22 protein-coding genes are annotated in these 21,679 nt (G+C 58.1%); 14 read left to right on the top strand and 8 right to left on the bottom strand.

All coding sequences use genetic code 11. The features are described 5' to 3' along the window. Nucleotide 1 precedes the first annotated feature (1 nt). From ABLU88_RS11820 to ABLU88_RS11790, 7 genes are all read left to right on the top strand, one after another. On the top strand, nt 2-1,366 hold the full coding sequence (locus tag ABLU88_RS11820) for an efflux transporter outer membrane subunit (protein WP_014839827.1): 1,365 nt from the start codon (nt 2-4) through the stop codon (nt 1,364-1,366). A gap of 50 nt (nt 1,367-1,416) precedes the next feature. Further along, the gene (locus ABLU88_RS11815; protein ID WP_348836580.1) at nt 1,417-2,583 is read left to right on the top strand and encodes a multidrug effflux MFS transporter; all 1,167 of its coding nucleotides are present in this window, start codon (nt 1,417-1,419) and stop codon (nt 2,581-2,583) included. Nucleotides 2,584-2,743: 160 nt separating this feature from the next. Further along, a complete protein-coding gene (murQ, locus tag ABLU88_RS11810) occupies nt 2,744-3,646 on the top strand; it encodes an N-acetylmuramic acid 6-phosphate etherase (protein ID WP_009654080.1) in 903 nt (300 codons plus the stop codon). 24 nt (nt 3,647-3,670) lie between these two features. Next, a complete protein-coding gene (gene murP, locus ABLU88_RS11805) occupies nt 3,671-5,104 on the top strand; it encodes a PTS N-acetylmuramic acid transporter subunit IIBC (RefSeq protein ID WP_048262922.1) in 1,434 nt (477 codons plus the stop codon). A 105-nt stretch (nt 5,105-5,209) separates the two neighbouring features. Continuing rightward, a complete protein-coding gene (locus ABLU88_RS11800) occupies nt 5,210-5,446 on the top strand; it encodes a type II toxin-antitoxin system CcdA family antitoxin (protein ID WP_014227298.1) in 237 nt (78 codons plus the stop codon). Nucleotides 5,447-5,448: 2 nt separating this feature from the next. After that, nucleotides 5,449-5,757, top strand: coding sequence for a CcdB family protein (locus ABLU88_RS11795; RefSeq protein ID WP_014227299.1), 309 nt, complete (start codon nt 5,449-5,451; stop codon nt 5,755-5,757). Between the two features lie 150 nt (nt 5,758-5,907). Further along, nucleotides 5,908-6,810: a DMT family transporter gene (locus ABLU88_RS11790; protein WP_009654083.1), complete on the top strand. Its 903-nt coding sequence runs from the start codon at nt 5,908-5,910 to the stop codon at nt 6,808-6,810. Nucleotides 6,811-6,813: 3 nt separating this feature from the next. Here ABLU88_RS11790 and ABLU88_RS11785 read toward each other — a convergent pair whose 3' ends face one another. Beyond that, nucleotides 6,814-7,767, bottom strand: coding sequence for an Rpn family recombination-promoting nuclease/putative transposase (locus ABLU88_RS11785; protein ID WP_032751828.1), 954 nt, complete (start codon nt 7,765-7,767; stop codon nt 6,814-6,816). Nucleotides 7,768-7,976: 209 nt separating this feature from the next. Between ABLU88_RS11785 and ABLU88_RS11780 the strand changes: the two genes are divergently transcribed. Beyond that, a complete protein-coding gene (locus ABLU88_RS11780; protein ID WP_047722799.1) occupies nt 7,977-8,270 on the top strand; it encodes a YicS family protein in 294 nt (97 codons plus the stop codon). Nucleotides 8,271-8,293: 23 nt separating this feature from the next. On the opposite strand, the gene ABLU88_RS11775 is transcribed toward ABLU88_RS11780, so the two are convergent. Continuing rightward, nucleotides 8,294-9,235, bottom strand: coding sequence for a LacI family DNA-binding transcriptional regulator (locus ABLU88_RS11775; protein ID WP_122116988.1), 942 nt, complete (start codon nt 9,233-9,235; stop codon nt 8,294-8,296). Nucleotides 9,236-9,529: 294 nt separating this feature from the next. Here ABLU88_RS11775 and ABLU88_RS11770 point away from each other — a divergent pair, with 294 nt between their 5' ends. The 4 genes from ABLU88_RS11770 to ABLU88_RS11755 all read left to right on the top strand — a co-directional run bounded on the left by ABLU88_RS11770 (nt 9,530) and on the right by ABLU88_RS11755 (nt 13,196). Then, nucleotides 9,530-9,841: a PTS sugar transporter subunit IIB gene (locus tag ABLU88_RS11770; RefSeq protein ID WP_014227304.1), complete on the top strand. Its 312-nt coding sequence runs from the start codon at nt 9,530-9,532 to the stop codon at nt 9,839-9,841. Nucleotides 9,842-9,852: 11 nt separating this feature from the next. Further along, nucleotides 9,853-11,178 carry a PTS transporter subunit EIIC gene (locus ABLU88_RS11765; protein ID WP_014227305.1) on the top strand — a complete coding sequence of 442 codons (1,326 nt, stop codon included), beginning with the start codon at nt 9,853-9,855 and terminating at the stop codon, nt 11,176-11,178. Between the two features lie 108 nt (nt 11,179-11,286). Beyond that, nucleotides 11,287-11,589 (top strand): PTS lactose/cellobiose transporter subunit IIA, encoded by a 303-nt coding sequence (locus ABLU88_RS11760; protein ID WP_032751827.1) that lies wholly within the window; start codon nt 11,287-11,289, stop codon nt 11,587-11,589. 227 nt (nt 11,590-11,816) lie between these two features. After that, nucleotides 11,817-13,196, top strand: a complete 1,380-nt coding sequence (locus ABLU88_RS11755; RefSeq protein WP_047722798.1) for a carbohydrate porin — start codon at nt 11,817-11,819, stop codon at nt 13,194-13,196. 197 nt (nt 13,197-13,393) lie between these two features. Here the strand turns inward: ABLU88_RS11755 and phnV are convergent, their stop codons facing one another. From phnV to phnR, 5 genes are all read right to left on the bottom strand, one after another. Next, nucleotides 13,394-14,191, bottom strand: coding sequence for a 2-aminoethylphosphonate ABC transport system, membrane component PhnV (phnV, locus tag ABLU88_RS11750; protein WP_025107577.1), 798 nt, complete (start codon nt 14,189-14,191; stop codon nt 13,394-13,396). A 2-nt stretch (nt 14,192-14,193) separates the two neighbouring features. Then, nucleotides 14,194-15,054, bottom strand: a complete 861-nt coding sequence (gene phnU, locus ABLU88_RS11745; protein ID WP_148849644.1) for a 2-aminoethylphosphonate ABC transporter permease subunit — start codon at nt 15,052-15,054, stop codon at nt 14,194-14,196. Beyond that, entirely contained in the window at nt 15,054-16,166 is a 1,113-nt protein-coding gene (gene phnT, locus ABLU88_RS11740; protein ID WP_348836577.1) for a 2-aminoethylphosphonate ABC transport system ATP-binding subunit PhnT, read from the bottom strand. Before phnT ends, phnU begins: the two co-directional genes overlap by 1 nt. Nucleotides 16,167-16,171: 5 nt before the next feature. Next, nucleotides 16,172-17,185 (bottom strand): 2-aminoethylphosphonate ABC transporter substrate-binding protein, encoded by a 1,014-nt coding sequence (gene phnS / locus ABLU88_RS11735; RefSeq protein WP_014227308.1) that lies wholly within the window; start codon nt 17,183-17,185, stop codon nt 16,172-16,174. A 371-nt stretch (nt 17,186-17,556) separates the two neighbouring features. Beyond that, nucleotides 17,557-18,276, bottom strand: coding sequence for a phosphonate utilization transcriptional regulator PhnR (gene phnR, locus ABLU88_RS11730; protein ID WP_348836575.1), 720 nt, complete (start codon nt 18,274-18,276; stop codon nt 17,557-17,559). Between the two features lie 140 nt (nt 18,277-18,416). Here phnR and phnW point away from each other — a divergent pair, with 140 nt between their 5' ends. Together phnW and phnX are read left to right on the top strand one after the other, a co-directional pair. Continuing rightward, complete coding sequence (phnW, locus tag ABLU88_RS11725; RefSeq protein WP_025107574.1) at nt 18,417-19,520, top strand: 2-aminoethylphosphonate--pyruvate transaminase; 1,104 nt, start codon at nt 18,417-18,419, stop codon at nt 19,518-19,520. Nucleotides 19,521-19,529: 9 nt separating this feature from the next. Next, nucleotides 19,530-20,339, top strand: coding sequence for a phosphonoacetaldehyde hydrolase (phnX, locus tag ABLU88_RS11720; RefSeq protein ID WP_004855618.1), 810 nt, complete (start codon nt 19,530-19,532; stop codon nt 20,337-20,339). A gap of 32 nt (nt 20,340-20,371) precedes the next feature. Here phnX and nepI read toward each other — a convergent pair whose 3' ends face one another. Further along, a complete protein-coding gene (gene nepI, locus ABLU88_RS11715; protein ID WP_348836573.1) occupies nt 20,372-21,553 on the bottom strand; it encodes a purine ribonucleoside efflux pump NepI in 1,182 nt (393 codons plus the stop codon). Nucleotides 21,554-21,679: the final 126 nt, after the last annotated feature.

Raw genomic sequence — 21,679 nt, 5'->3', positions numbered from 1 at the left:
TATGTTTCGTTTTACCTTAGTTTTTGTTGCGCTCCTGACGGCGGGCTGCGTCTCTCTCGACCCGCACTATGAACGTCCGGCCGCGCCTGTTCCGGCGACCCTGCCGGGTAGCCACGGCGAGGCAACCGCGGTAGTCAGCGACTGGCAGCAGGTAGTGAATGACGCTCGCCTCAAAAAAGTGGTGAACATCGCCTTGACCAGCAACCGCGACGTGCAGAAAGCGCTGGCCGATATTGAAGCCGCGCGCGCCCAGTTTGGCGAAACCCGCGCCTCGCTGTTTCCGACCCTCGACGCCGAGCTGAGCCATACCCGCAGTAAAACGGTGGCCAGCGGCCTCACCTCGTCAGCGGAAGCCGACGGCGCGGTTTCCAGCTTCGAGCTGGATCTGTTTGGCAAGAACCAAAGCCTGACGCGCGCGGCGCGGGAAACCTGGCTTGCCAGCGAATTCACCGCCCAGAATACGCGTCTGACGATGATCGCCGATCTGACCACCGCGTGGATAACGCTCGCCGCGGACAACAGCAATCTGGCGCTGGCGCAGGACACCATGGCCAGCGCGGAGAACTCGCGCCGCATCGTCACCCGCCAGATGGAAGTCGGCACCGCCTCGGCAGGCGACCTGAGCGATGCCGAAAGCGTTTATCAGCAGGCGCGCGCCAGCGTCGCCAGCTACCGCACGCTGGTGGCGCAGGATAAAAACGCGCTCAACCTGCTGGCCGGAGAAACCGTGCCGGATAGCCTGCTGCCCGGCACGCTGGAAAGCCTTGGCGATCGGAGTATCACCCTGGTGCCGGCGGGCGTCTCTTCATCGGTACTACTGCGCCGCCCGGATATCCAGGAAGCGGAGCATAATCTGAAGAGCGCTAACGCCGATATCGGCGCGGCGCGGGCCAATTTCTTCCCGTCCATCTCGCTGACCGCCAGCGCCGGGGTCGGCAGCGACTCGCTCTCGTCGCTGTTCAGCCACGGCATGCAGGTGTGGTCATTCGCGCCGTCCATCAGCCTGCCGCTGTTTACCGGCGGCAGCAACCTGGCGCAGCTGCGCTATGCTGAAGCGGAGAAAAAGGGGCTGATCGCCACCTATGAGAAGACGATTCAGAGCGCCTTTAAGGATGTCGCCGACGCGCTGGCGCGCCGGGAAACGCTCAGCGAACAGCTGGACGCGCAGAATAAATACGTCGCGGCGGAGCAGAAATCGTTGAATATCGCGATGAAGAGCTATCAGGCCGGGGTCGGAGATTATCTGTCGGTGCTGACCGCCCAGCGAACGCTGTGGTCGGCGCAGGCCACGCTTATCTCCCTCCAGCAAACGGATCTGGAAAACCGCATTACCCTCTGGCAGTCGCTGGGAGGCGGCGCCAGCTAACGCTTTTGCCGGGCGGCAACGCCCGGTTTGATGACAAGGAGCCCGTTGATATGTCCCGAATTTCCCTCTCCTGGGTCGTGGTTCTCGGTTTGCTCAGCGCCATTGGGCCGCTGTGTACCGACTTCTATCTGCCCGCGCTACCGGAAATCACCCAGCAGCTCAGCGCCACCAGCACGCAGACCCAGCTTTCGCTGACCGCGGCGCTGATTGGCCTCGGCCTTGGACAGCTGTTTTTTGGCCCGCTGAGCGACCGCATTGGCCGTAAAAAGCCGCTGGCGCTCTCCCTGCTGCTGTTTATCTTCTCCTCGGCGATGTGCGCGATAACCTACGATATCCATATGCTGATCGCCTGGCGCTTTCTGCAGGGCTTCGCCGGCGCGGGCGGCTCGGTGCTGTCGCGTTCCATCGCCCGCGACAGGTATCAGGGTACGCTGCTGACCCAGTTTTTCGCCCTGCTGATGACCGTTAACGGCATTGCGCCGGTGCTTTCACCGGTGCTCGGCGGCTGGATCATCACCGCCTTCGACTGGCGTATCCTGTTCTGGGCGATGGCGGCGATCGGCGTTGTCTTGCTGCTGCTCAGCCTGACGGTGCTGCACGAAACGCTGCCGGCCAAAAGCGCCGCCTCGGCTACGCGGCAGCAGGCTGATGCGCCGGTGCTGAAAAACCGCCGCTTTATGCGCTACTGCCTGATTCAGGCCTTTATGATGGCCGGGCTGTTTTCGTATATCGGCTCGTCTTCGTTCGTTATCCAGAGCGAATATGCCATGAGCGCGATGCAGTTCAGCCTGCTGTTCGGCCTTAACGGTATCGGGCTGATTATCGCGGCGCTGATCTTTTCCCGCCTGGCGCGCCGCTTCAGCGCCGAAGCCCTGCTGCGCGGCGGCCAGCTGCTGGCGGTGGCGTTTGCCGCCATCACCCTGCTCTTCGCCTGGCTACCGCAGCCGACGCTGGCGCTGGTCGGCCTGTTTTTTACCGTTTCCATGATGAGCGGTATCAGTACCGTTGCCGGCTCGGAAGCGATGAACGCCATTCACGCCCGCCAGTCCGGCACCGCTTCCGCCCTGATGGGCACGCTGATGTTTGTGTTCGGCGGTATTGCCGCGCCGCTGGCCGGTCTCGGCGGCGAAACGATGCTCAAAATGAGCTTCGCGATGACCCTTTGCTATCTGGCCGCGCTGCTGATTGGCCTGAAAAAGCCGCGCCCCATCGCATAACCTCCTCCGGGGTAATAAAATATTCCAATTATATTACCCCTCTTTTTCCCGTCAGTACTGTAATCTCCTATTATTCCTTCAACACCAATCGTGATAACCTTCACAGGAAAGGAATAATTAATTCCTTATACTGCCCGCCACCGTGAATAAAGAGGTTCCTATGAGTATCGACCTGAGCAAACTGCTGACCGAGCGCCGCAACGCCAATAGCGCCAACATTGATATCCTCACCACCGAAGAGATGCTGACGGTGATTAACCAGGAAGACCAGCAGGTGGCTCACGCCATCACCCCCTATCTGCCGCAAATTGCCCAGGTGGTGGATAAGGTCGCGGCGGCGCTGCAGGCGGGTGGTCGACTGATTTACATTGGCGCGGGCACTTCCGGGCGTCTGGGGATCCTTGATGCCAGCGAGTGTCCGCCGACCTTCGGCACCCGCCCGGAGCAGGTGGTGGGCATTATCGCGGGCGGCCATAAAGCCATACTGAGCGCCGTAGAGAACGTCGAAGACAACAAAGCGCAAGGGGCGATGGACCTGCAGAACCTGAACTTTAGCAGCCGCGACGTGCTGGTCGGCCTGGCCGCCAGCGGACGCACGCCGTACGTCATCGGCGCGATGGAGTATGCCCACAGCCAGAACGCTTTTGTCGCCATCGTCAGCTGTAACCCGCACGGCGAAATGGCCCAGCTGGCGGACGTCGCCATTACGCCGGTCGTGGGTCCGGAAGTGGTGACCGGCTCAACGCGCCTGAAGGCGGGCACCGCGCAAAAGCTGGTGCTGAATATGATTTCTACCGGGGCGATGATCCGCATCGGCAAGGTCTACAGCAATCTGATGGTGGACGTGGAAGCGACCAACGCCAAGCTTATCGAGCGCCAGGTGTCCATCGTCATGGAAGCGACCGAATGCGATCGCGCAACCGCCCAGAGCGCGCTGGAAGCCTGCGATCGCCACTGCAAAACGGCGATTGTGATGGTGCTGGCTGATTTAAGCGCCGCGGATGCCCAGGCGCTGCTGGCAAAAAATAACGGCTATATCCGCAAGGCGCTGAGCCACTCCTGACCGCTGACTCACGGGTAATCTGCAATGGCAAAAATAAATAAAGAGATGATAGCGCGGATCCTGCAGCACGTTGGCGGAGCCGGGAACGTCGCGCAGGCGGGCAACTGTATGACCCGGCTGCGCCTGACCCTGCGCGATGAATCACGGGCCGATAGCGCCGCCATCCGCCAGATTGACGGCGTAATGGGGGTGATCGTTAGCGATGAACAGTTCCAGGTCGTCCTTGGGCCCGGCAAGGCGCAAAGCGCGGCGGAAATGATGAATGCGTTACTGGAAGAGGCCCCGGCGGATGCGCCATCGCTGGCCGATGTCGCCGCCGAAAAGAAACAGGCGCTGAAGAGCAAGCAAACCAGCGGTATTCAAAAATTCCTCGCGAAATTCGCCACCATCTTCACCCCGCTCATTCCCGGCTTTATCGCCGTCGGCCTGCTGTTGGGGTTCGCGACCCTGGCGGAGCAGATATTTGTCCTCGAAAACGCGCATCCGAACGCGACATTGATGGCGCTGATCGGCTACATGAAGGTGTTCAGCAAAGGGATGTTTACCTTCCTGAGCATCCTGATCGGCTATAACGCCCAGAAAGCCTTCGGCGGCTCCGGGGTCAACGGGGCCATCATCGCTGCGCTGTTTGTTCTCGGCTATAACCCGGAAGCCACCAGCGGCTTCTATTCCGGGATTTCCACCTTCTTCGGCCACGGTATTGACCCGCGCGGCAATATTATCGGCGTGCTTATCGCCGCGATTATCGGCGCGTGGGTGGAACGACAGGTACGCCGCATCATGCCTGCCAACCTCGATATGATCCTCACCTCGGCGGTGACGCTGCTGATCATGGGCGCGATCACCTTTACCGTCATTATGCCTATCGGCGGCTGGCTGTTCACCGGGATGTCATGGCTGTTTCTGCACCTTAACGGTAACCCATTCGGCTCTGCGGTACTGGCCGGCCTGTTCCTGCTGGCGGTGATGTTCGGCGTCCATCAGGGCTTCGTGCCGGTCTATTTCGCGCTGGTGGATGCGCAGGGGTTTAACTCGCTGTTTCCGATTCTGGCCATGGCTGGGGCCGGACAAGTTGGTGCGGCGCTGGCGCTGTTCTGGCGGGCGAAGCACGGTTCTCTGCTGCGCACGCAGATTAAAGGGGCGATTATTCCCGGCTTTCTCGGCATCGGCGAACCGCTGATTTACGGCGTGACGCTACCGCGCATGAAGCCCTTTATCACCGCCTGCCTCGGCGGCGCCTGCGGCGGTTTCTTCCTCGGGCTTGTCGCCTGGATGGGGCTACCGGTCGGCCTGAATACGGTGTTTGGCCCGTCGGGGCTGGTGGCGCTGCCGCTGATGACCTCCGGCAGCGGCATCTACGCCGGAATGGCGGTGTATGCCGCCGGGCTGGCGGTCTCTTACCTGTGCGGCTTCGCCCTGACCTGGCTGTTCGGCAGTAAAAACGTTGATTTGAGCTAAGAGGCGCGCACGGCGCATAAAAATTGAATCTTTTTTAACCCGCCGAATGGCGGGTTTATTTATTTCTGTGTAATCTACACGTGTAGATTACACAGGAGATTCCCTATGCCAGCCGCAAAACGCAATAAGCAGAACGTCAGCGTGACACTGGACCCAGGCCTGGTTAAACAGGCTCGTGAGGTCGGCATCAATCTGTCTCTAACGTTGACTAACGCTCTAAAAAGCGAAATCCACAGCCTCGAAATAGCCCGCTGGCAAAAAGAAAATGCCCAGGCAATCGACTACCTCAATAATTTAACTGAGGAAAATGGACTTCTCTCTGATGAATACAGGACGTTCTAAATATGCAGTATTACGTTTATAAGAATACAGGTCGAATTGCTGCGTATCCTTACCTCCTTGATGTACAGAGTGACATTATCGGCAAGCGCAATACTCGGGTCGTGATCCCACTGTTTCCACTGAAAAACTATAAAGGTCCACGCGCCGATCGTTTAACACCGCTTGTCACCGTAGAAGGGGAAGAATACGTCGTGATGACTCACGAACTCGCCAGCATCCCACATCGTGTTCTGGGTGAAGAAGTTTGTAATCTGAATCACCAGCGCGAAGTCGTTAAAGCTTCAATGGATTTTCTTTTCGACGGGATCTAACTCGCTACAAGCTTACGCGTCAGATCGCCAAACCCAACGATCTTCCGCCGCAAGGGGCACGCAAATACTCCGACTACCCTTTCCTGCCCCGCTTCCCGCGCGTGCTCATGCTATGATACTGCTTTCGCGCTATTTTCACCTGAGGGAAAGATGGGCTCCAGCAAAAAAGGGATGCTGAACGTACTGATCGCCGCCGTACTGTGGGGCAGCTCGGGCGTCTGTGCGCAATATATTATGCAGCAAAGCCAGATGTCATCGCCGTTTCTGACCATGACGCGCCTGCTGTTCGCCGGCCTGATCCTTCTGATGCTCTCGTTCTTCCACGGCGATAAGATTTTCCGCGTCCTGCAAAACCGCAAAGACGCCGTCAGTCTGCTGATTTTTTCGCTGTTCGGCGCGCTTACCGTGCAGTACACCTTTCTGATGACTATCGAGCAATCCAACGCCGCCACCGCGACGGTGCTGCAGTTTCTGTCGCCGACGATTATCGTCGCCTGGTTTGCCATCGCCCGCAAAACGCGCCCCAGCCCGCTGGTGCTCGCGGCCATCGCCACCTCGCTGGCGGGCACTTTCCTGCTGGTGACCCACGGCAACCCGACGACGCTGTCGATTTCCCCCACGGCGCTGTTCTGGGGGATTGCTTCGGCGTTTGCCGCCGCTTTTTATACAACTTATCCTTCGACGCTGATTGCCCGCTACGGCACGCTGCCGATTGTCGGCTGGAGCATGCTGCTCGGCGGCGCGATGCTGCTGCCGTTCTACGCCGGACAGGGCAACCATTTTGTGGTGACCGGCGGCCTGCTGCTGGCCTTTTTCTACCTGGTGGTAATCGGCACCTCGCTGACCTTCAGCCTCTATCTGAACGGCGCGCAGAAGATTGGCGGCGCGAAGGCGGGGATCCTCAGCTGCGCGGAGCCGCTGAGTAGCGCCCTGCTCTCCCTGCTGCTGCTCGGCATCACTTTTACTCTCCCGGACTGGCTAGGCACGCTGCTGATTCTCTCGTCGGTGGTGCTGATCGCCATGGATTCGCGGCGGCGGGTTAAAACGGCCTGACGATTATCGGCCAGGAGAGGCTGCGACCGGCGTTTGCAGCCTCTTCAGGTCGTCATCCGTCAGCTCGCAAGCCACCTGCACCAGCTCGCGCTCAAACCCCTGCTCCAGAAGTGAACGGGCAATACGCAACGCTTCTTCTAGTCTACCCTCTTGTTTACCTTCTAACTTGCCCTCCAACTTGCCTTCTTGTCTCCCTTCCTGCCGTAGCCTTTCCGCAATCGTCATGAGTACCTCCTTATGTTGAGGAACGCGCCGCTCGACCTCGTGAAGAAATTCACCAAAATGAGGCGCATCGCCGCACTGCAGCATGTAATTAAACAGCGCTTTCAGCTGGCTGTCATTAGCGCAACCTTTAACCAACAGCTCGGCTAATCGCTCCACCAGGCCAAGTAAATCGCGCTGGCGAATATGCTTTTGAATCAGCTCCAGCAGCGCCACGCGCCGGTGCTGCATAATGTCGTCATCCGGCACCACCGTAATATCCACCAGCGGGAAAGCGGCGGCATAAAGTCGTCGCGCTGTCTGCGTATCAGTAAACTCATCCAGCCAGCAAAGCGAGAAGGGATAGGGGCTTTTCGCGCCGTGATAAAACAGCATCGGCACCACCAGCGGCAACGTTTTATGCCCGGCGTCCAGATGACGCTGCATCGCCGCCAGCGCGTAGCGCATCAGCCTGAAGGCCATATGCGCATCCGGCGTGCTCTGATGTTCAATCACCACATAGATATAGCCGTCACCGTCGCGGGTTTTCAGCGACCACAGTACGTCGGAGTAGCTGGCGCGCAAATCGGCCTCAATAAAGCTGCCGGACTCCAGCTTGAGCGTTTGCAGATTACACAGCTGGCGCAGCGAAGCGGGCAGATGAATCTCGATAAAATCCCTGGCGCACTCGGGATGCGATAAAAACTGTTTAAAAACCGCATCGTGTGGCGTCGAGGGGGTTCCTTTTTGCGTCATGGTCCGCCATCCCTGAAACGTAATGGCTGGAATATATCCGTCCCAAAAAGCGCAAACACCTGCGCATCAACGGCTTTGCTTGCCGCTACGAAAGATAAATTTCAGCGGCTGAAACAGACTCATTCTTATGGAAACCAGCGCGCAAAATGTTGGTTCAGGAATGCGTCTATAGTTAGAGGAACCCTTTAATAAAAATAAGGATATCCGTAATGAAGAGAATGAGTTTTGCGCTTTCGCTGGCAGCCAGTCTGATGTTCTCCAGCGTGGCGACAGCTGCACCGCTCTCCGGGCTGAAGTTTGAACAGCAAAAGCAGCAGATAGTGAAAGATGTGAGGAGAAATTGCCCTGCCAGCAGCGCGCTGGATGATACGCAGTTTGCTAACCGCGTGCTGGAATCAGCGGAAAATAAGACCGCCGTACAAAGCGCGACGCGGGCGCTGGATAAAAACAACAGCGCCGCTTATCAGAAGGCCATTAGCGGCATTCAGTGCCCAACGCCCTAGCACCGGGCGCGGAGGCGTCACCATTAGCGGTTCGGAATGATCAAATCTCCGCGCAGCGGGCTGCTAGCGAGCATTTGCGTCTTCTCGGTCAGCCAGTTGACTATCTGGCTGGCCATCGCGTCCATGGAATATTCAATCGCCGGAATCGTCGGAATACCGGGCAGCTGTAACGAGCCCGCCAGGCTGAACACCATGACTTTTTCCGGTACCGCGCGATTAAACGCCTGGAGCTGCGGCACCACCAGCTGCGCCTGCTGCTCGTTGGCAACCAATAACGCATTAAAATTCAGGGTGGTTGCGTTGTTCACCAGCTCCTGAACCGCCACGGACGGCGAATGGCTGTCAAGAAAAACCAGGTTGCGATTGAACGGCAGAAAATTCTTTTCCAGCGCGTGCTTGTAGCCCAGCAGAACCTGGTCAGCAAAGCCGTTAGCCTGAGGATGAATCAGCGCAATCTGCCGCCGCCCCTGGCTTATCAGATAGTTGCAGGCCGTTTCCGCCGCAAAGGCGTGGTCAAACTGAATGCTATTCGTTGCGTCACTTTCCAGGCAGTCAATCAGCACTACGTCGCGCCGGTCGATATTGAGCGGAAACCGCGCGCCGATGATTAACACATTATCGCAGAGGCCGCAGGTCAACTCTTCCAGCGAATGGAGCACTCTGCCGCGGCTGTTGGCAAAACGCAGCAGCAGGTGCATCTGGTGCTGGCTGAGCTGTTTTTCCAGCGCGTAGAGATAGCTGGTGGTTTGATTAATGTTGTCCTGGGCGCAAATGACGCCGATGCAGCCGGTGGTCTGACTCAGCAAAGATTGCGCGATCATATTCGGCCGGTAGTTAAGCGCTTCCGCCGCCTGCAATACCGCCTGTCGGCTGGCTTCCTTTACGCCGCGCGAACCACTCAACACCCGAGAGACTGTGGCTTTAGACACCCCAGCTAACCGTGATACATCGTTGATTGTAGACATTATTTTCCCCTGACAGGGCCAGTCCGATCCCTGTAAATCCTTAAACCTGAATCGCTTCAATAATAACCAGCGGCAGTATATCCGTTTCCCTTTTTATTTGGAAACCGATTTTCCGTTTCATGGAAAATCGTAGCAAAAACCAGGAAAATTTGTGAGCCAAATCTAATTAACACGTCCTTTGACTGACAGATCTTGACGGTTATCACAGTTCTGTTTTTTATAAATGGAAACCGGTTTCCGTCTGATATCAAATCATCCACGCAATAACTTTTTACATTTTGAGGACGATCGTCGATGTACAAGATTATGCTGTGCTGCTCTGCCGGAATGTCCACCAGCCTGTTGGTCAGAAAGATGGTTGATGCCGCGAAGGAACGTAACCTGCCGGTGCAGATTGACGCCTACGGAGTTTCCGAATTTGACATGCAGTTTCCGCAATACCAGGTGGTGCTTCTTGGACCACAGGTGAAATACATGCTGAAAAACTTAGCTGAGAAAGCCGCTCCCCTGAATATTCCGGTCCAGCCGATTAACGCCATGGATTACGGAATGCAGCGGGGAGACAACGTCCTGGATTATGCCCTGTCGCTGATTGAAGCGCATTAAGAGGTGTGCAAATGAGTTCTCTGTATCAGTCCATGATTGCCGCGATCGAGCAATCAATTACCCCGCTGGCAGGACGCCTTGGGCAGCAGAAATACGTTATCGCGATTCGCGATGGTTTCACTGCCGCATTGCCGTTTATGATCATCGGCTCATTCATGCTGGTATTTATCTTTCCGCCTTTTTCCCCGGATACCACTAACGGTTTCGCCCGCGGCTGGCTGGATTTCTCCCAGCAGTATCGCGAACAGCTGATGCTGCCGTTTAACCTCAGCATGGGCGTGATGACGTTCTTTATTTCGGTGGGGATCGGCGCCAGCCTGGGACGCCAGTTCCAGCTCGACCCGGTGATGTCCGGTCTGCTGGCGTTTATGGCTTTCTTACTGGTTGCCGCGCCGTACGCCGATGGCAAAATCTCCACCCAGTACCTCTCTGGTCAGGGTATTTTTACCGCCTTGATCACCGCCATCTATTCCACTCGCGTTTACGCCTGGCTAAAGCAGAACAACATTACGATTCGCCTGCCGAAAGAAGTGCCGACCGGCGTTGCGCGTTCGTTTGAAATCCTTATCCCGGTGCTGGTGGTGATCGCGACCCTGCATCCGCTGAATCTGTTTATCGAAGCGCAGACCGGTATGATCCTGCCGCAGGCGATTATGCATCTGCTGGAGCCTCTGGTTTCCGCCTCTGACTCCCTGCCGGCGATTCTGCTTTCCGTCCTGATGTGCCAGATCTTCTGGTTCGCCGGGATCCACGGCTCGCTGATCGTGACCGGCATTATGAACCCCTTCTGGATGGCCAACCTGTCGGCGAACCAGGCAGCGCTGGCGGCCGGTGCGGCTCTGCCGCATGTCTATCTGCAGGGTTTCTGGGACCACTACCTGCTGATTGGCGGCGTCGGCTCCACGCTTCCGCTGGCGTTCCTGCTGCTGCGTAGCCGCGTCACCCACCTGCGCACCATTGGCAAAATGGGTATCGTACCGAGCTTCTTTAATATCAATGAACCGATTCTGTTCGGCGCGCCGATTATCATGAACCCGATGATGTTTATCCCGTTCGTCTTTGTGCCGATGATTAACGCCGTTCTGGCTTACGGGGCGACGCGCCTCGGCTGGCTCAGCCAGGTCGTTTCGCTGACGCCGTGGACGACGCCGGCGCCTATCGGCGCATCATGGGCTGCAAACTGGACGCTAAGCCCGGTGGTGATGTGTTTAATTTGCATGGTGATGTCGGCGGTAATCTACCTGCCCTTCCTGCGCGCCTATGAACGCTCGTTAATGAAAACTGAAGTTGAAAAAGCAAAAGCCGCAGTGCCGGTTGCCGAAACGGTCAGCCAATAATTAATCTCTATATTTAATATTATATTTAAAATGACGGCATAAATAATGTGGAAAAGGGACTTTCACTGCATTATTTAAAGAATAAAGTTAATGACCTCAGGATCTATCATGATTGAATTAGAAGATGCGGTAATGGAAATTATCGTTAATGCGGGCCAGTCACGCTCATTATGTTTTGAAGCGCTCCATTGCGCCCGCAACGGTAATATAGATGAAGCGCGCTTGCTTCTGAATGAAGCCGATGGCTACGCCCGCCGGGCGCACCAGATGCAGACCCGGCTTATCGAGCAGGACGCTGGCGAAGCGCGCCAGCAGATGACGTTAATTATGGTCCATGCTCAGGATCACTTAATGAATTCACTGCTCGCCCGTGAATTTTCGGAAGAGTTAATTCATTTATACCAGCGTTAATTTATATCAATATTTAGCAACTGTACCCGAACTAAATATACCAGCTTATCCTGGCGGGATAGCTATTATCTAAATATATCCGTCATATTTCAAGCTGCATGTACGTTGGCTGCGCTCGCTTACCCGAATCACTTACCAAAGTAAGCTCATCGGGATTCACTCCCTTGCCGCCTTCCTGCAACTCGAACTATTTAGGATATATATAAATTATTAAAAGCGAGATAATGATGAAAACTGTAAAAATGCTGCCATTAACCATGGCGGTCGTCGCCGCGCTGTGCCCAATTTCCGTATTCGCACAAGAATTTACTCAAGAACAGATCGACGCCATTGTGGCGAAAGCCGTCGATAAAGCCCTGGCCGAACGCCAGGCGAAAATCGACGCCGCGGCTGATAAAAAAGTGGATGTTATCACCAACCCGCAGACCACCGCGGCCACGCCGGATATGGCGATCCCCTTCGGCCTGAAGTTCAGCGGCTACGCCCGCTACGGCGCGCAGTTCCAGACCGGCGATCAGAAGTTTGTCGGCGTGGATGGCTCCTATAACGGCGCTTCGGCGATCGGCCGTTTAGGCAACGAAGGCAACGGCGGCGAATTCCAGATAACCAAAGCCTTCAAGAGCAGTAAAGGCGCTATCTGGGATATCAACGTCATGTTTGACCACTGGAGCGATGAAGTTAACCTGAAAAAAGCCTACGTCGGCGTCACCAACGTGCTGGAGTCTAACCCCAACGCCTATATCTGGGCCGGCCGCGACTTCCATCAGCGCCCGCAACAGGGGATCAACGACTACTTCTGGATGAACCACGACGGCCAGGGCGCCGGGGTGAAGAACTTTGATATCGGCGGCGTGCAGTTTGACGTGGCGGGAGTGTCGCAGGTGGAGTCCTGTAGCCCGGAAGTGATGGCCGACGAGGCCAACCCGTCGCGCATCACCTGTACCGGCGGCTCCGGTACCGGCGATAACGGCCACTACGCCCTGACCACCAAAACCCACAACATCAAGGCCGGGCCGATCGACGTTGAGGTTTACGCCAACTACGGTTTCGATTCGAAAGCGGTGGACAGCGACGAACGTCTCGACGCCTGGCAGGGCGGGCTGGTGCTCAGCCACACCAACGACAGCGGCGTCAATAAAGTGATCCTGCGCTACTCCGATAACTCGGATAACAGCGTCTACAACAAAACCGATGACCTGACCGCGATTTACGCCAGCTTTGAAGGGCTGCATAAATTCACCCAGCAGGCGCAGATCGAATATCTGCTGGCCTTCCACGACTATGACAACGGCAAGGACAACACCGATAACCGTAAAAACTACGGCGCCATTGTCCGTCCGATGTACTTCTGGAACGATGTGCACTCCACCTGGCTGGAAGCGGGCTACCAGCGCGTCGATTACGACCAGGGCGGCGATAACCACGGCTGGAAGCTGACGCTGTCGCAGAACATCGCCATCGGTATGGGGCCGGAGTTCCGCCCGATGCTGCGCTTCTACGTGACCGGCGGCCAGGTGGATAACAAGCGCACCGCGAAGGTTAACGGCACCAAAGACGAGCAGCTGGATTCGCTGAACGTCGGCGGCATGTTTGAGGCGTGGTTCTAAGAGAGTGAAACCATCCCGGGTCGCGGCGTCAGAGCCCGATCCGGGCTATCAGATCGTAACCTGTAGCCCGGCTAAGCGCAGCGCGAGCCGGGAAGAAGCCGCATCGATATATTCATCCCGGCGCATTCCCCGGGTTGCGGCGTAACGCCTTACCCCGGCTACCACTGGCTTAGGCGGTTTGCAAAAGGAGCCGGAGATTACCTCTGGCTCATCCGGCGGGCGATGCGTTCAAGCTTAATCATCAGCAGCAGCGTGACGCCCACCAGCACGATGGTCAGCGCCGAACCATCGGCAATATTGCCGCGATCGGTCAGGCTGAAAATCGTCACCGGCAGCGTTGTCCAGCCCGGCGGGTAGATCATCACCGTCGCGCCCAGCTCCCCCATCGACAGCGACAGGCTTAACGCCAGTGCCGAAATCATCCACGGCGTCATCAGCGGCAGCGTGACGTGGCGCAGACGATACCACGGCGATGCCCCGAGGCTGGAGGCGACGTTTTCAATATCGGCGGAAATCCGCGCCAGACCGGTGGAAACGTTGCTGAAGGTAAACGCGGAAATCAGCACGAAGTGCGCCGCCAGAACGATCCAAAAGGTGCCGTTCATCTGCAGCGGTCCCTGGCTGAAGGCCACCAGAATGCCAAGACCCACAGAAACGGATGGGATGGCGCTTGGCAGATAGAACATCAGCCCAAGGTATTTTTGCAGCTTCGCACCGTACTGCCGCAGGGACAGCGCAGCCCACATGCCGCACAGCAGAGCGAACAGGCTGGCGCAAAACCCGACCATCAGACTGGAAAAGAGCGCATCCCACGCGGCGCCGCGAAACGCGTTAACAAAGTGTCCGAGGGTAAAGCCGGACGGCAGCAGGCCGTTCCACTGCTGGCTCAGGCTGGACATCAAAATCACCGCCAGCGGCAGGAAGAAAAACCCGGCAAACAGCGTCACCGCCAGCGCTCCCGCCGCCGTACGGCCTTTACGCGACCAAATCAACATCGTTAGCTCCTCACGCCGGTACGCGCGGCGGCCAGCCGATAGAGCATAAACAGCCCCAGCGACAGCAGAATATTAATCAGCGCAATCATGCAGGCGACGCTGTAGTCCGACTCGAGAATAGCCTTGCTGTAGACCATCATCGGTAGAGTATTTACCCCTTTGGCACCGATAAACAGCACGATGCCGAACTCGTTGGTGGTCAACAGCAGACACAGGCTGCCGCCCGCCATTAGCGCCGGCAGCACCGCCGGAAAAATCACCTGGCCGATGACCCGCAGCGGATGCGCGCCGAGGATGCTCGCCGCTTCAAGCTGGCTTTTATCAATCTGCCGCAGCCCGGCCATCAGCGGGCGCATCACCAGAGGGGTGAAGACGGTCATTTCCGCCAGTATGACCCCCTGAATCGAATAGAGAAAATCCACCGGCGGCAGTTCAAAAGCAAACAGCGACATCAGCGTCCCGTTCAGCAGACCGGCGGAGCCGTAAATAAAGGTGAAAGCCAGGGTGATGAGAAAGGTCGGCAGCGCAATAAAGGTATCAATTATCCGGCTAATCAGCTGGCTACCGGGAAACGGGATAAACACCAGAATCAGCCCCAGTACGCTGCCGAGCAGCAGGCAGCCTGATGTCGCGATAACCGCGATTTGCAAGGTATTGAGCAATGCGCTGAGAAAGCGCCGGGACTCCACCACCTGCCAGAAGGTTTCGAGGCCCAGGTGGCCCTCGGTATCGCGCAGCGCCTGTTCGCCGATGAGCAGCAGCGGGTAGAAAAACAGGGTCGCCAGCACCAGCAGCGGCGGCAGCAGCCACAGTAAGGGCCGCAGATGAACAGAGCGACGCGGGAGCGTTAAGATCTGCGACATTATGACACCTCAATCAGGACCGCATCGTTGGGTTCAAAATAGAGCGCCAGCCTGTCGCCCGCACGCGGCAGCGGATTCACGTGGGTCATCACGATACGCACCGCCTCCCCCGCCACGTCGCATAGCAGATGGGTCAAATCGCCCTGCCAGTGCACGGAGGTCAGGATGGCGTTCAGCCGGTTGCTGGTGGCCGATCGCGGCGCGAGACTCATATGCTGCGGGCGAATACACAGCAGCTTATTGTTGCCATGCTGGCCGCCGCGGCTGAACGCGGCGATCAATCCGCCGCCGCAGCTGACGCTGACCAGGCCAGGTCCCGCGGTATCTGTCAGCGCCGTCGCCTGCAGGATATTGGCACGTCCGAGAAACTCAGCGCTAAAACGATTAGGCGGATAGTGGTAAAGCTGATGGGTTTCGCCGTGGGCAATGAGCGAGCCGTCTTTCATGATGCCAATCTTGTCCGCCAGGGTCAGGGCTTCGGTCTGATCGTGGGTGACGTAGAGAATGGTCAGCTCCGGCAGTTCGCGGTGCAGACGGGCAATTTCCTCGACCATGTTGTGACGGATTTGCGCATCCAGCGCCGAGAGCGGCTCATCAAGCAGCAATACCCGCGGACGCACGGCGATGGCGCGAGCAATTGCGACGCGCTGCTGCTGGCCGCCGGAAAGCTGGTGCGGATAGCGGCTGGCGTAATGCGCCATGCCGACGATTTTCAGGGCTTCCTGAACCCGTTCAGCGATCTGCGCTTTGGGCTGCTTCTGCGCCCGCAGGCCGAAGGCGACGTTATCTTCTACTTTCATGTGCGGAAACAGGGCGTAGTTTTGAACCACCATACCAAGGCCGCGTTGATACGGCGGCAGATGGGTGATATCCGTGTCGCCAAGCAAAATTCGACCACCGGCAGGCTGCACAAAACCGGCTATCGCCCGCAGCACCGTGGTTTTCCCGGAGCCCGAAGGGCCGATCAGCGCCAGCACCTCACCGGGTTCAATGGTTAATGTCAGCGGCTTCAGCACCACGTTGCCGTGATAAGAAACGCGCAGCGCGTCGAGAGTAATTCCGGACGTCCCCGCCAGCGACGGGGTGGGGGCAACGGTCGTTTTCATTAACATCACGCTTACTCGCTGTCCGTCACTTTATGCCAGCGGGCAATATCCGCCGACAGCGAAACCGCAACGTCGTCCCAGTTGGGTTCCCAGCTTTTCACGCCGTTAAGCGCCGCTTTCGCCGCTTTAAAGTTAGCGTCTTCCGGCGTCACGTCGCTGCGCACCGGCAGGCCCCAGGAGAGCGCGCTGACGCTGGACTGAGCGGATTTATCGAGCAGGAAGTTAATCAGCTTTTTACCGTTTTCGCCGTTCGGACCGTTCTGCACCAGGCCGATGGTATAGGGCAGCGCCAGCGCGCTGCGTTCGCCTTGCGCGTCCGCTGGCCAGAAGATTTGCACATTCGGATTACGCGCCATCTGCGACAGGTTCATTTGCAGATCGCCGTTAGCGATGTACAGCTCGCCTTTATTGACCAGCGCGGTCAACTTACCGGTGGAAGCAGACGGACCAACGTTATTGGCCTGGAGCTTACCGAGATAATCGAACCCCGCCTCTTTGCTCCCCATGCTGTGAAACGCCTGTAGCATGACCGCCGTACCGTCACCCGCCTGCCCCGGCGTCGAGTACTGCAGTTTGTTCCTGAAGCGGCTATCGAGCAAATCCTGCCAGCTGGCCGGCGCGGTTTTCAGCAGCTTACTGTTATAGATAAAGGTCAGATAGTTATTCACCAGCGGCGAGTAGCGGTCGTGTACGCCCGGGATCCGGGCGCTGTCCTGCGGCTGAAATTCGGCCAACAGCTGTTCTTTCGCGGCACGCTGGATAAACGGCGGCACCGTCACCAGCACATCGGCCTGAGGGTTGGTGCGCTCTTTTGCCAGGCGTTCAACAATCGCCCCGGAACCGCCTTCCACGTACTGCACCTTGATGCCCGTTGCTTTGGTGAAAGCGGCGAACTGGTGCTGGTACCAGCTGTTATCACCATCGTGCAGGCCGTCAGCGGAGTAAACCGTGACGATGCCATCTGCCCAGACCGGAGAGCTGGTCAGCGCGAACAGGGACAGCAGGGCAAGTCGGGAGAGTTTCATCGTATATGCCTCATCGGGTAGTTAGTCTTCCTGGTGTAGACCAGATTGTTTTTCACGCTACCCGGGGTTTATGACAAAACGATGAATGAAGTGTGGCGAAAGGATGACGCCGGAGCAGAAGAATCCCTCCCGGAGGCGGCGCTTGACGCGCCTGTTCGGGCTACTCGTCCGCAGCCAGCGGTGAACCCGTAGCCCGGTCAGCGCAGCGCCACCGGGACGCCCGGCGCCCAGGTATTTAATACCTGGGCTTATCCCGGAGGCGGCGCTTGACGCGCCTGTCCGGGCTACCCGTCCGCAGACGGCGGTGAACCCGTAGCCCGGGTAAGGCGCCAGCCGCAACCCGGGAAAACGCTCGGGCAGGACCAATAAAATCAATGGGTATCGACTTCAATACGCAGGCTGTCGTGGCGCCAGTACTCGATATCGTAATCGAGAATTCGCCCGTGCTGATCGTAGTTGAGGCGGCGCAAGAGCAGCGCCGGCCGCCCTTCCATCACCCCCAGGGCTTCCGCGGCCTGGGGCGGCATTGAGGTGGGCCAGAACGACAGATGCATACTGGTATATATCAGGTCATAGTGGGTCTGATAAATTTCGGTCAGGCTGCCGTTTAAATCATGGCGCAGCAGCTCCGGAACCCTGGCCGGCAGGCAGTGATTTTCACAGTAGCAGATTGCCCGCCCGTCAGCATGGCGCAGTCGGGTGAGCAGGTAGATCTGGTCGAACGGCTGCAGCGCCAGCGGCGCCATAACGTCCAGCGGAACGGCGGCCAGACGACCGTCGAGCAGCACCGTTTTCGGCTCCCGCCCCTGTTCCAGGCACAGCTTGTGGAAGTTGGTATTCTGCGTCGGATCCAACCACAAGCGCTCCGGCGTAACAAACCAGCCGCGGCGGTCGGCGCGATAAATCACGCCGCTGGACTCAAGCTGCGCCAGGCTCTCACGCACCGTAATACGCGTGGTGTTGAACAGCGCGCACAGCTCGCGCTCGGACGGCAGCTTATCGCCGCTCTTCAACGCGCCGTTATGAATACGCGCCTGAAGCTGCGCCTTGATCAGCAGATACTGTGGCGTCTCGCCAGAGGGTGATTTCATGTTCGCTCGCGGCCAAATTTGATGCGCTCATTATACATAACCAGATGAATTTTTTGTTGCAGCGCTACTTTCCCTTTGACCTTTTCGGGGCACGATCGTCATTATAAAAAAAATCTGGTATAGACCAAATGGTGAAAACAATGACTTCGCGTAATTATCTGCTGCTGACGCCCGGACCGCTAACCACTTCCCGTACGGTAAAAGAGGCGATGCTGTTCGATAGCTGTACCTGGGACGACGACTACAATCTCGGCGTCGTTCAGGTCATTCGCCAACGGCTGGTGGAACTGGCGACGCCCGCTAACGGCTACACCTCAGTGCTGCTGCAAGGCAGCGGCAGCTACGCGGTTGAAGCGGTGCTCGGTAGCGCGATCGGCGCGCAGGGGAAAGTGCTGATTATCAGCAACGGCGCCTACGGCGCGCGCATGATCGAGATGGCGAAACTGATGTGCATTGCGCACCATCCCTACGACTGCGGCGAAGTGGCGCGGCCGGACGCGGCGGCGATCGAACGGATCCTGCAAACCGACCCGGCGATCACCCATATCGCCATGGTGCATAGCGAAACCACGACCGGCATGCTCAACCCGATCGAAGAGGTCGCCGCGCTGGCGAAACGTTACGACAAACGCTACATCGTCGATGCCATGAGCAGCTTCGGCGGCATTCCCATGGACGTCGCCGCCCTGAATATCGATTATCTGATCAGCTCCGCCAACAAATGCATTCAGGGTGTGCCGGGCTTTGCCTTCGTCATTGCCCGGGAGGCGGAACTGGCAAACTGCCAGGGCCGCTCGCGCTCGCTGTCGCTGGATCTGTACGCCCAGTGGCGCTGCATGGAGGATAACCACGGCAAGTGGCGCTTCACCTCACCGACCCATACCGTGCTGGCCTTTGCCCAGGCGCTGAAGGAGCTGGCGGAGGAAGGCGGCGTGCGCGCACGTCATCAGCGTTACAGCACGAACCAGCGGCGTCTGGTGGCGGGAATGCGTACGCTAGGCTTTCAGCCGCTGCTCGACGATAGCCTGCACTCGCCGATCATCACCGCGTTTTACTCCCCGGATGCGCCGCAGTATCGCTTTAAGGATTTCTACCAGCGGCTTAAAGTGCAGGGTTTCGTGATCTATCCGGGCAAGGTGTCGCAAAGCGACTGCTTCCGTATCGGCAACATCGGCGAAGTGTACGACGCCGACATCACCGCCCTGCTGGCGGCCATCAAAAACGCCATGTACTGGCAATGCTAAGGAACCGTCATGAACCGTATTAACGCCGTTATTCTTGATTGGGCAGGCACCACCGTCGACTTTGGCTCCTTCGCGCCGACGCAGATTTTCGTTGAGGCCTTCCGTCAGGCTTTTGCCGTGGAGATTACGCTCGAAGAAGCCAGGGTGCCGATGGGTCTCGGCAAATGGCAGCATATTGAAGCGCTGGGGAAACTGCCCGCCGTGGACGCCCGCTGGCAGGCGAAGTTTGGCCGGGCGATGAACGCTGCCGATATCGACGCGATCTATGCTGCTTTTATGCCGCTGCAGATTGCCAAAGTTGTCGATTTTTCTGCGCCGATCGCCGGGGTTGTCGACACCATTGCCGCGCTGCGCGCCGAAGGCATAAAAATTGGCTCCTGTTCCGGCTATCCGCGTCCGGTGATGGAAAAGCTGGCGCCGGCCGCCGCCGCTCAGGGCTATGCGCCTGACCACTGGGTGGCGACGGACGACCTCGCCGTCGGGGGACGGCCAGGCCCGTGGATGGCGTTACAGAACGTCATTGTCCTCGGCATCGACTCGGTAGCCCACTGCGTCAAGGTTGATGATTCCGCTCCCGGCATTACCGAAGGATTAAACGCCGGAATGTGGAGCGTGGGTCTGGCGGTTTCCGGTAACGAATTCGGCGCCAGCTGGGAGGAATATCAGCAGATGAGCGCCGAAGAGATCGCCGCCCGCCGCGAGCACGCCGCCGGGAAGCTGTACGCCGCCGGGGCGCACTATGTAGTAGATACGCTGGCGGATTTGCCGGGCGTGATTGCCGACATCAACCGTCGTCTGGCGCAGGGCGAACGCCCGTAGTTTTATTGACGATTCGCCTGACTGCGGCCCCATTACACTCGTACTTTCGTCGCCACCAGCAGGCCGGTCAGCAGCATCAACGTACCGGAGAGGACCAGCGGCGAGAGCAGACCAAGGTGATCCAGCGCCACGCCGCCAACCGCGGCGCCGCAGGTGTTGGCCAGCTGGATCACCGCCACCTGAATCGACCCGGCTTTCTCCGCCTGATCGGACAGGGAGCGGGTGATCCACGTTGACCAGCCAACCGGTATCAACGCGAAGGCAAAGCCCCAGATAACGGCAACCGTCGACGCCACGATTTTACTCTCCCCCCACAGTACCAGCACCGCCGCGCTGATGGCCAGCACCGCCGGGGCAACCGCCAGCGCCGCTTTCACCGATCTTTTGAGCAGCATCGAAGAGAGCGAGGTGCCGACGAAGCTGGCGATGCCGAAGCTCAACAGCACCAGCGTCAGGCCGTCAACGTCAAAGCCCGCCAGCGTCATATACACCGGGCGAATATAGGTAAAGAAGGCGAACTGGCCGGCGAAGGCCATAAAAATGGCGCACATCCCGGCCATCACGCCGGGGCGCTTTAGCAGGCCGAACATATTTTGCTGCGCCGAGGTCGACTCGCCCGGCAGAGACGGCAGCGCCTTCAGCACCCAAATCGTACAGACCACCCCCATCACCGCGGCGCCGTTAAAGACGTTACGCCAGCCGATAATCCCACCGAGGAAGCTGCCCAGCGGCGCGGCGATCACCAGCGCTATCGATACCGCGCCAAAAATAACCGACAGGGCTTTGGGGACCACGCGCATTGGCACCAGCCGCATGGTGAGCGACGCCGACATCGCCCAAAAGCCGCCCAGCGCCAGCCCGAGGCAGGCGCGGCCGAGCAGCAATAACGCAAAGCTGTTGGCAAAAGAGACCAGCAGGCAGGAAAGGGTCAGCAGAACCGAAAACAGAATCACCACGTAGCGGCGATCGGTACTGCGGATAATCGAGGTGATAAACAGGCTGGCAAACATCGCCACGAACGCCGTGGTGGTGACCGACTGTCCGGCAACCCCTTCGGAGATGCCTAAATCCTGCGCCATCGGCGTGAGCAGGCTTACCGGCAGGAACTCAACGGTAATCAGGCAGGCCACGCAGAAGGCCACCGCAAAAACCGCCGACCAGTTGGGTCGCGCCGCCTGATGAGCCTGTGGCGTAGAGGCATTCGAAGGAGTCATAAGTTACCTGCATGGTTGAACACGGGGAAGCCGCGCAGTGTAACATTTTAAATGTGACGAATTTAACGTTTTGACAACTTTTCAGGCCTTGCAAAGCCCCTGCGTAGCTGCTCGCATAACCGGAAA

Source organism: Klebsiella sp. GW_Kp182, from assembly GCF_040062275.1.
Taxonomy (GTDB): domain Bacteria; phylum Pseudomonadota; class Gammaproteobacteria; order Enterobacterales; family Enterobacteriaceae; genus Klebsiella; species Klebsiella michiganensis.
Note: the sequence above shows the minus strand (reverse complement) of the source record. Positions and strands in the feature narration are given on the sequence as shown.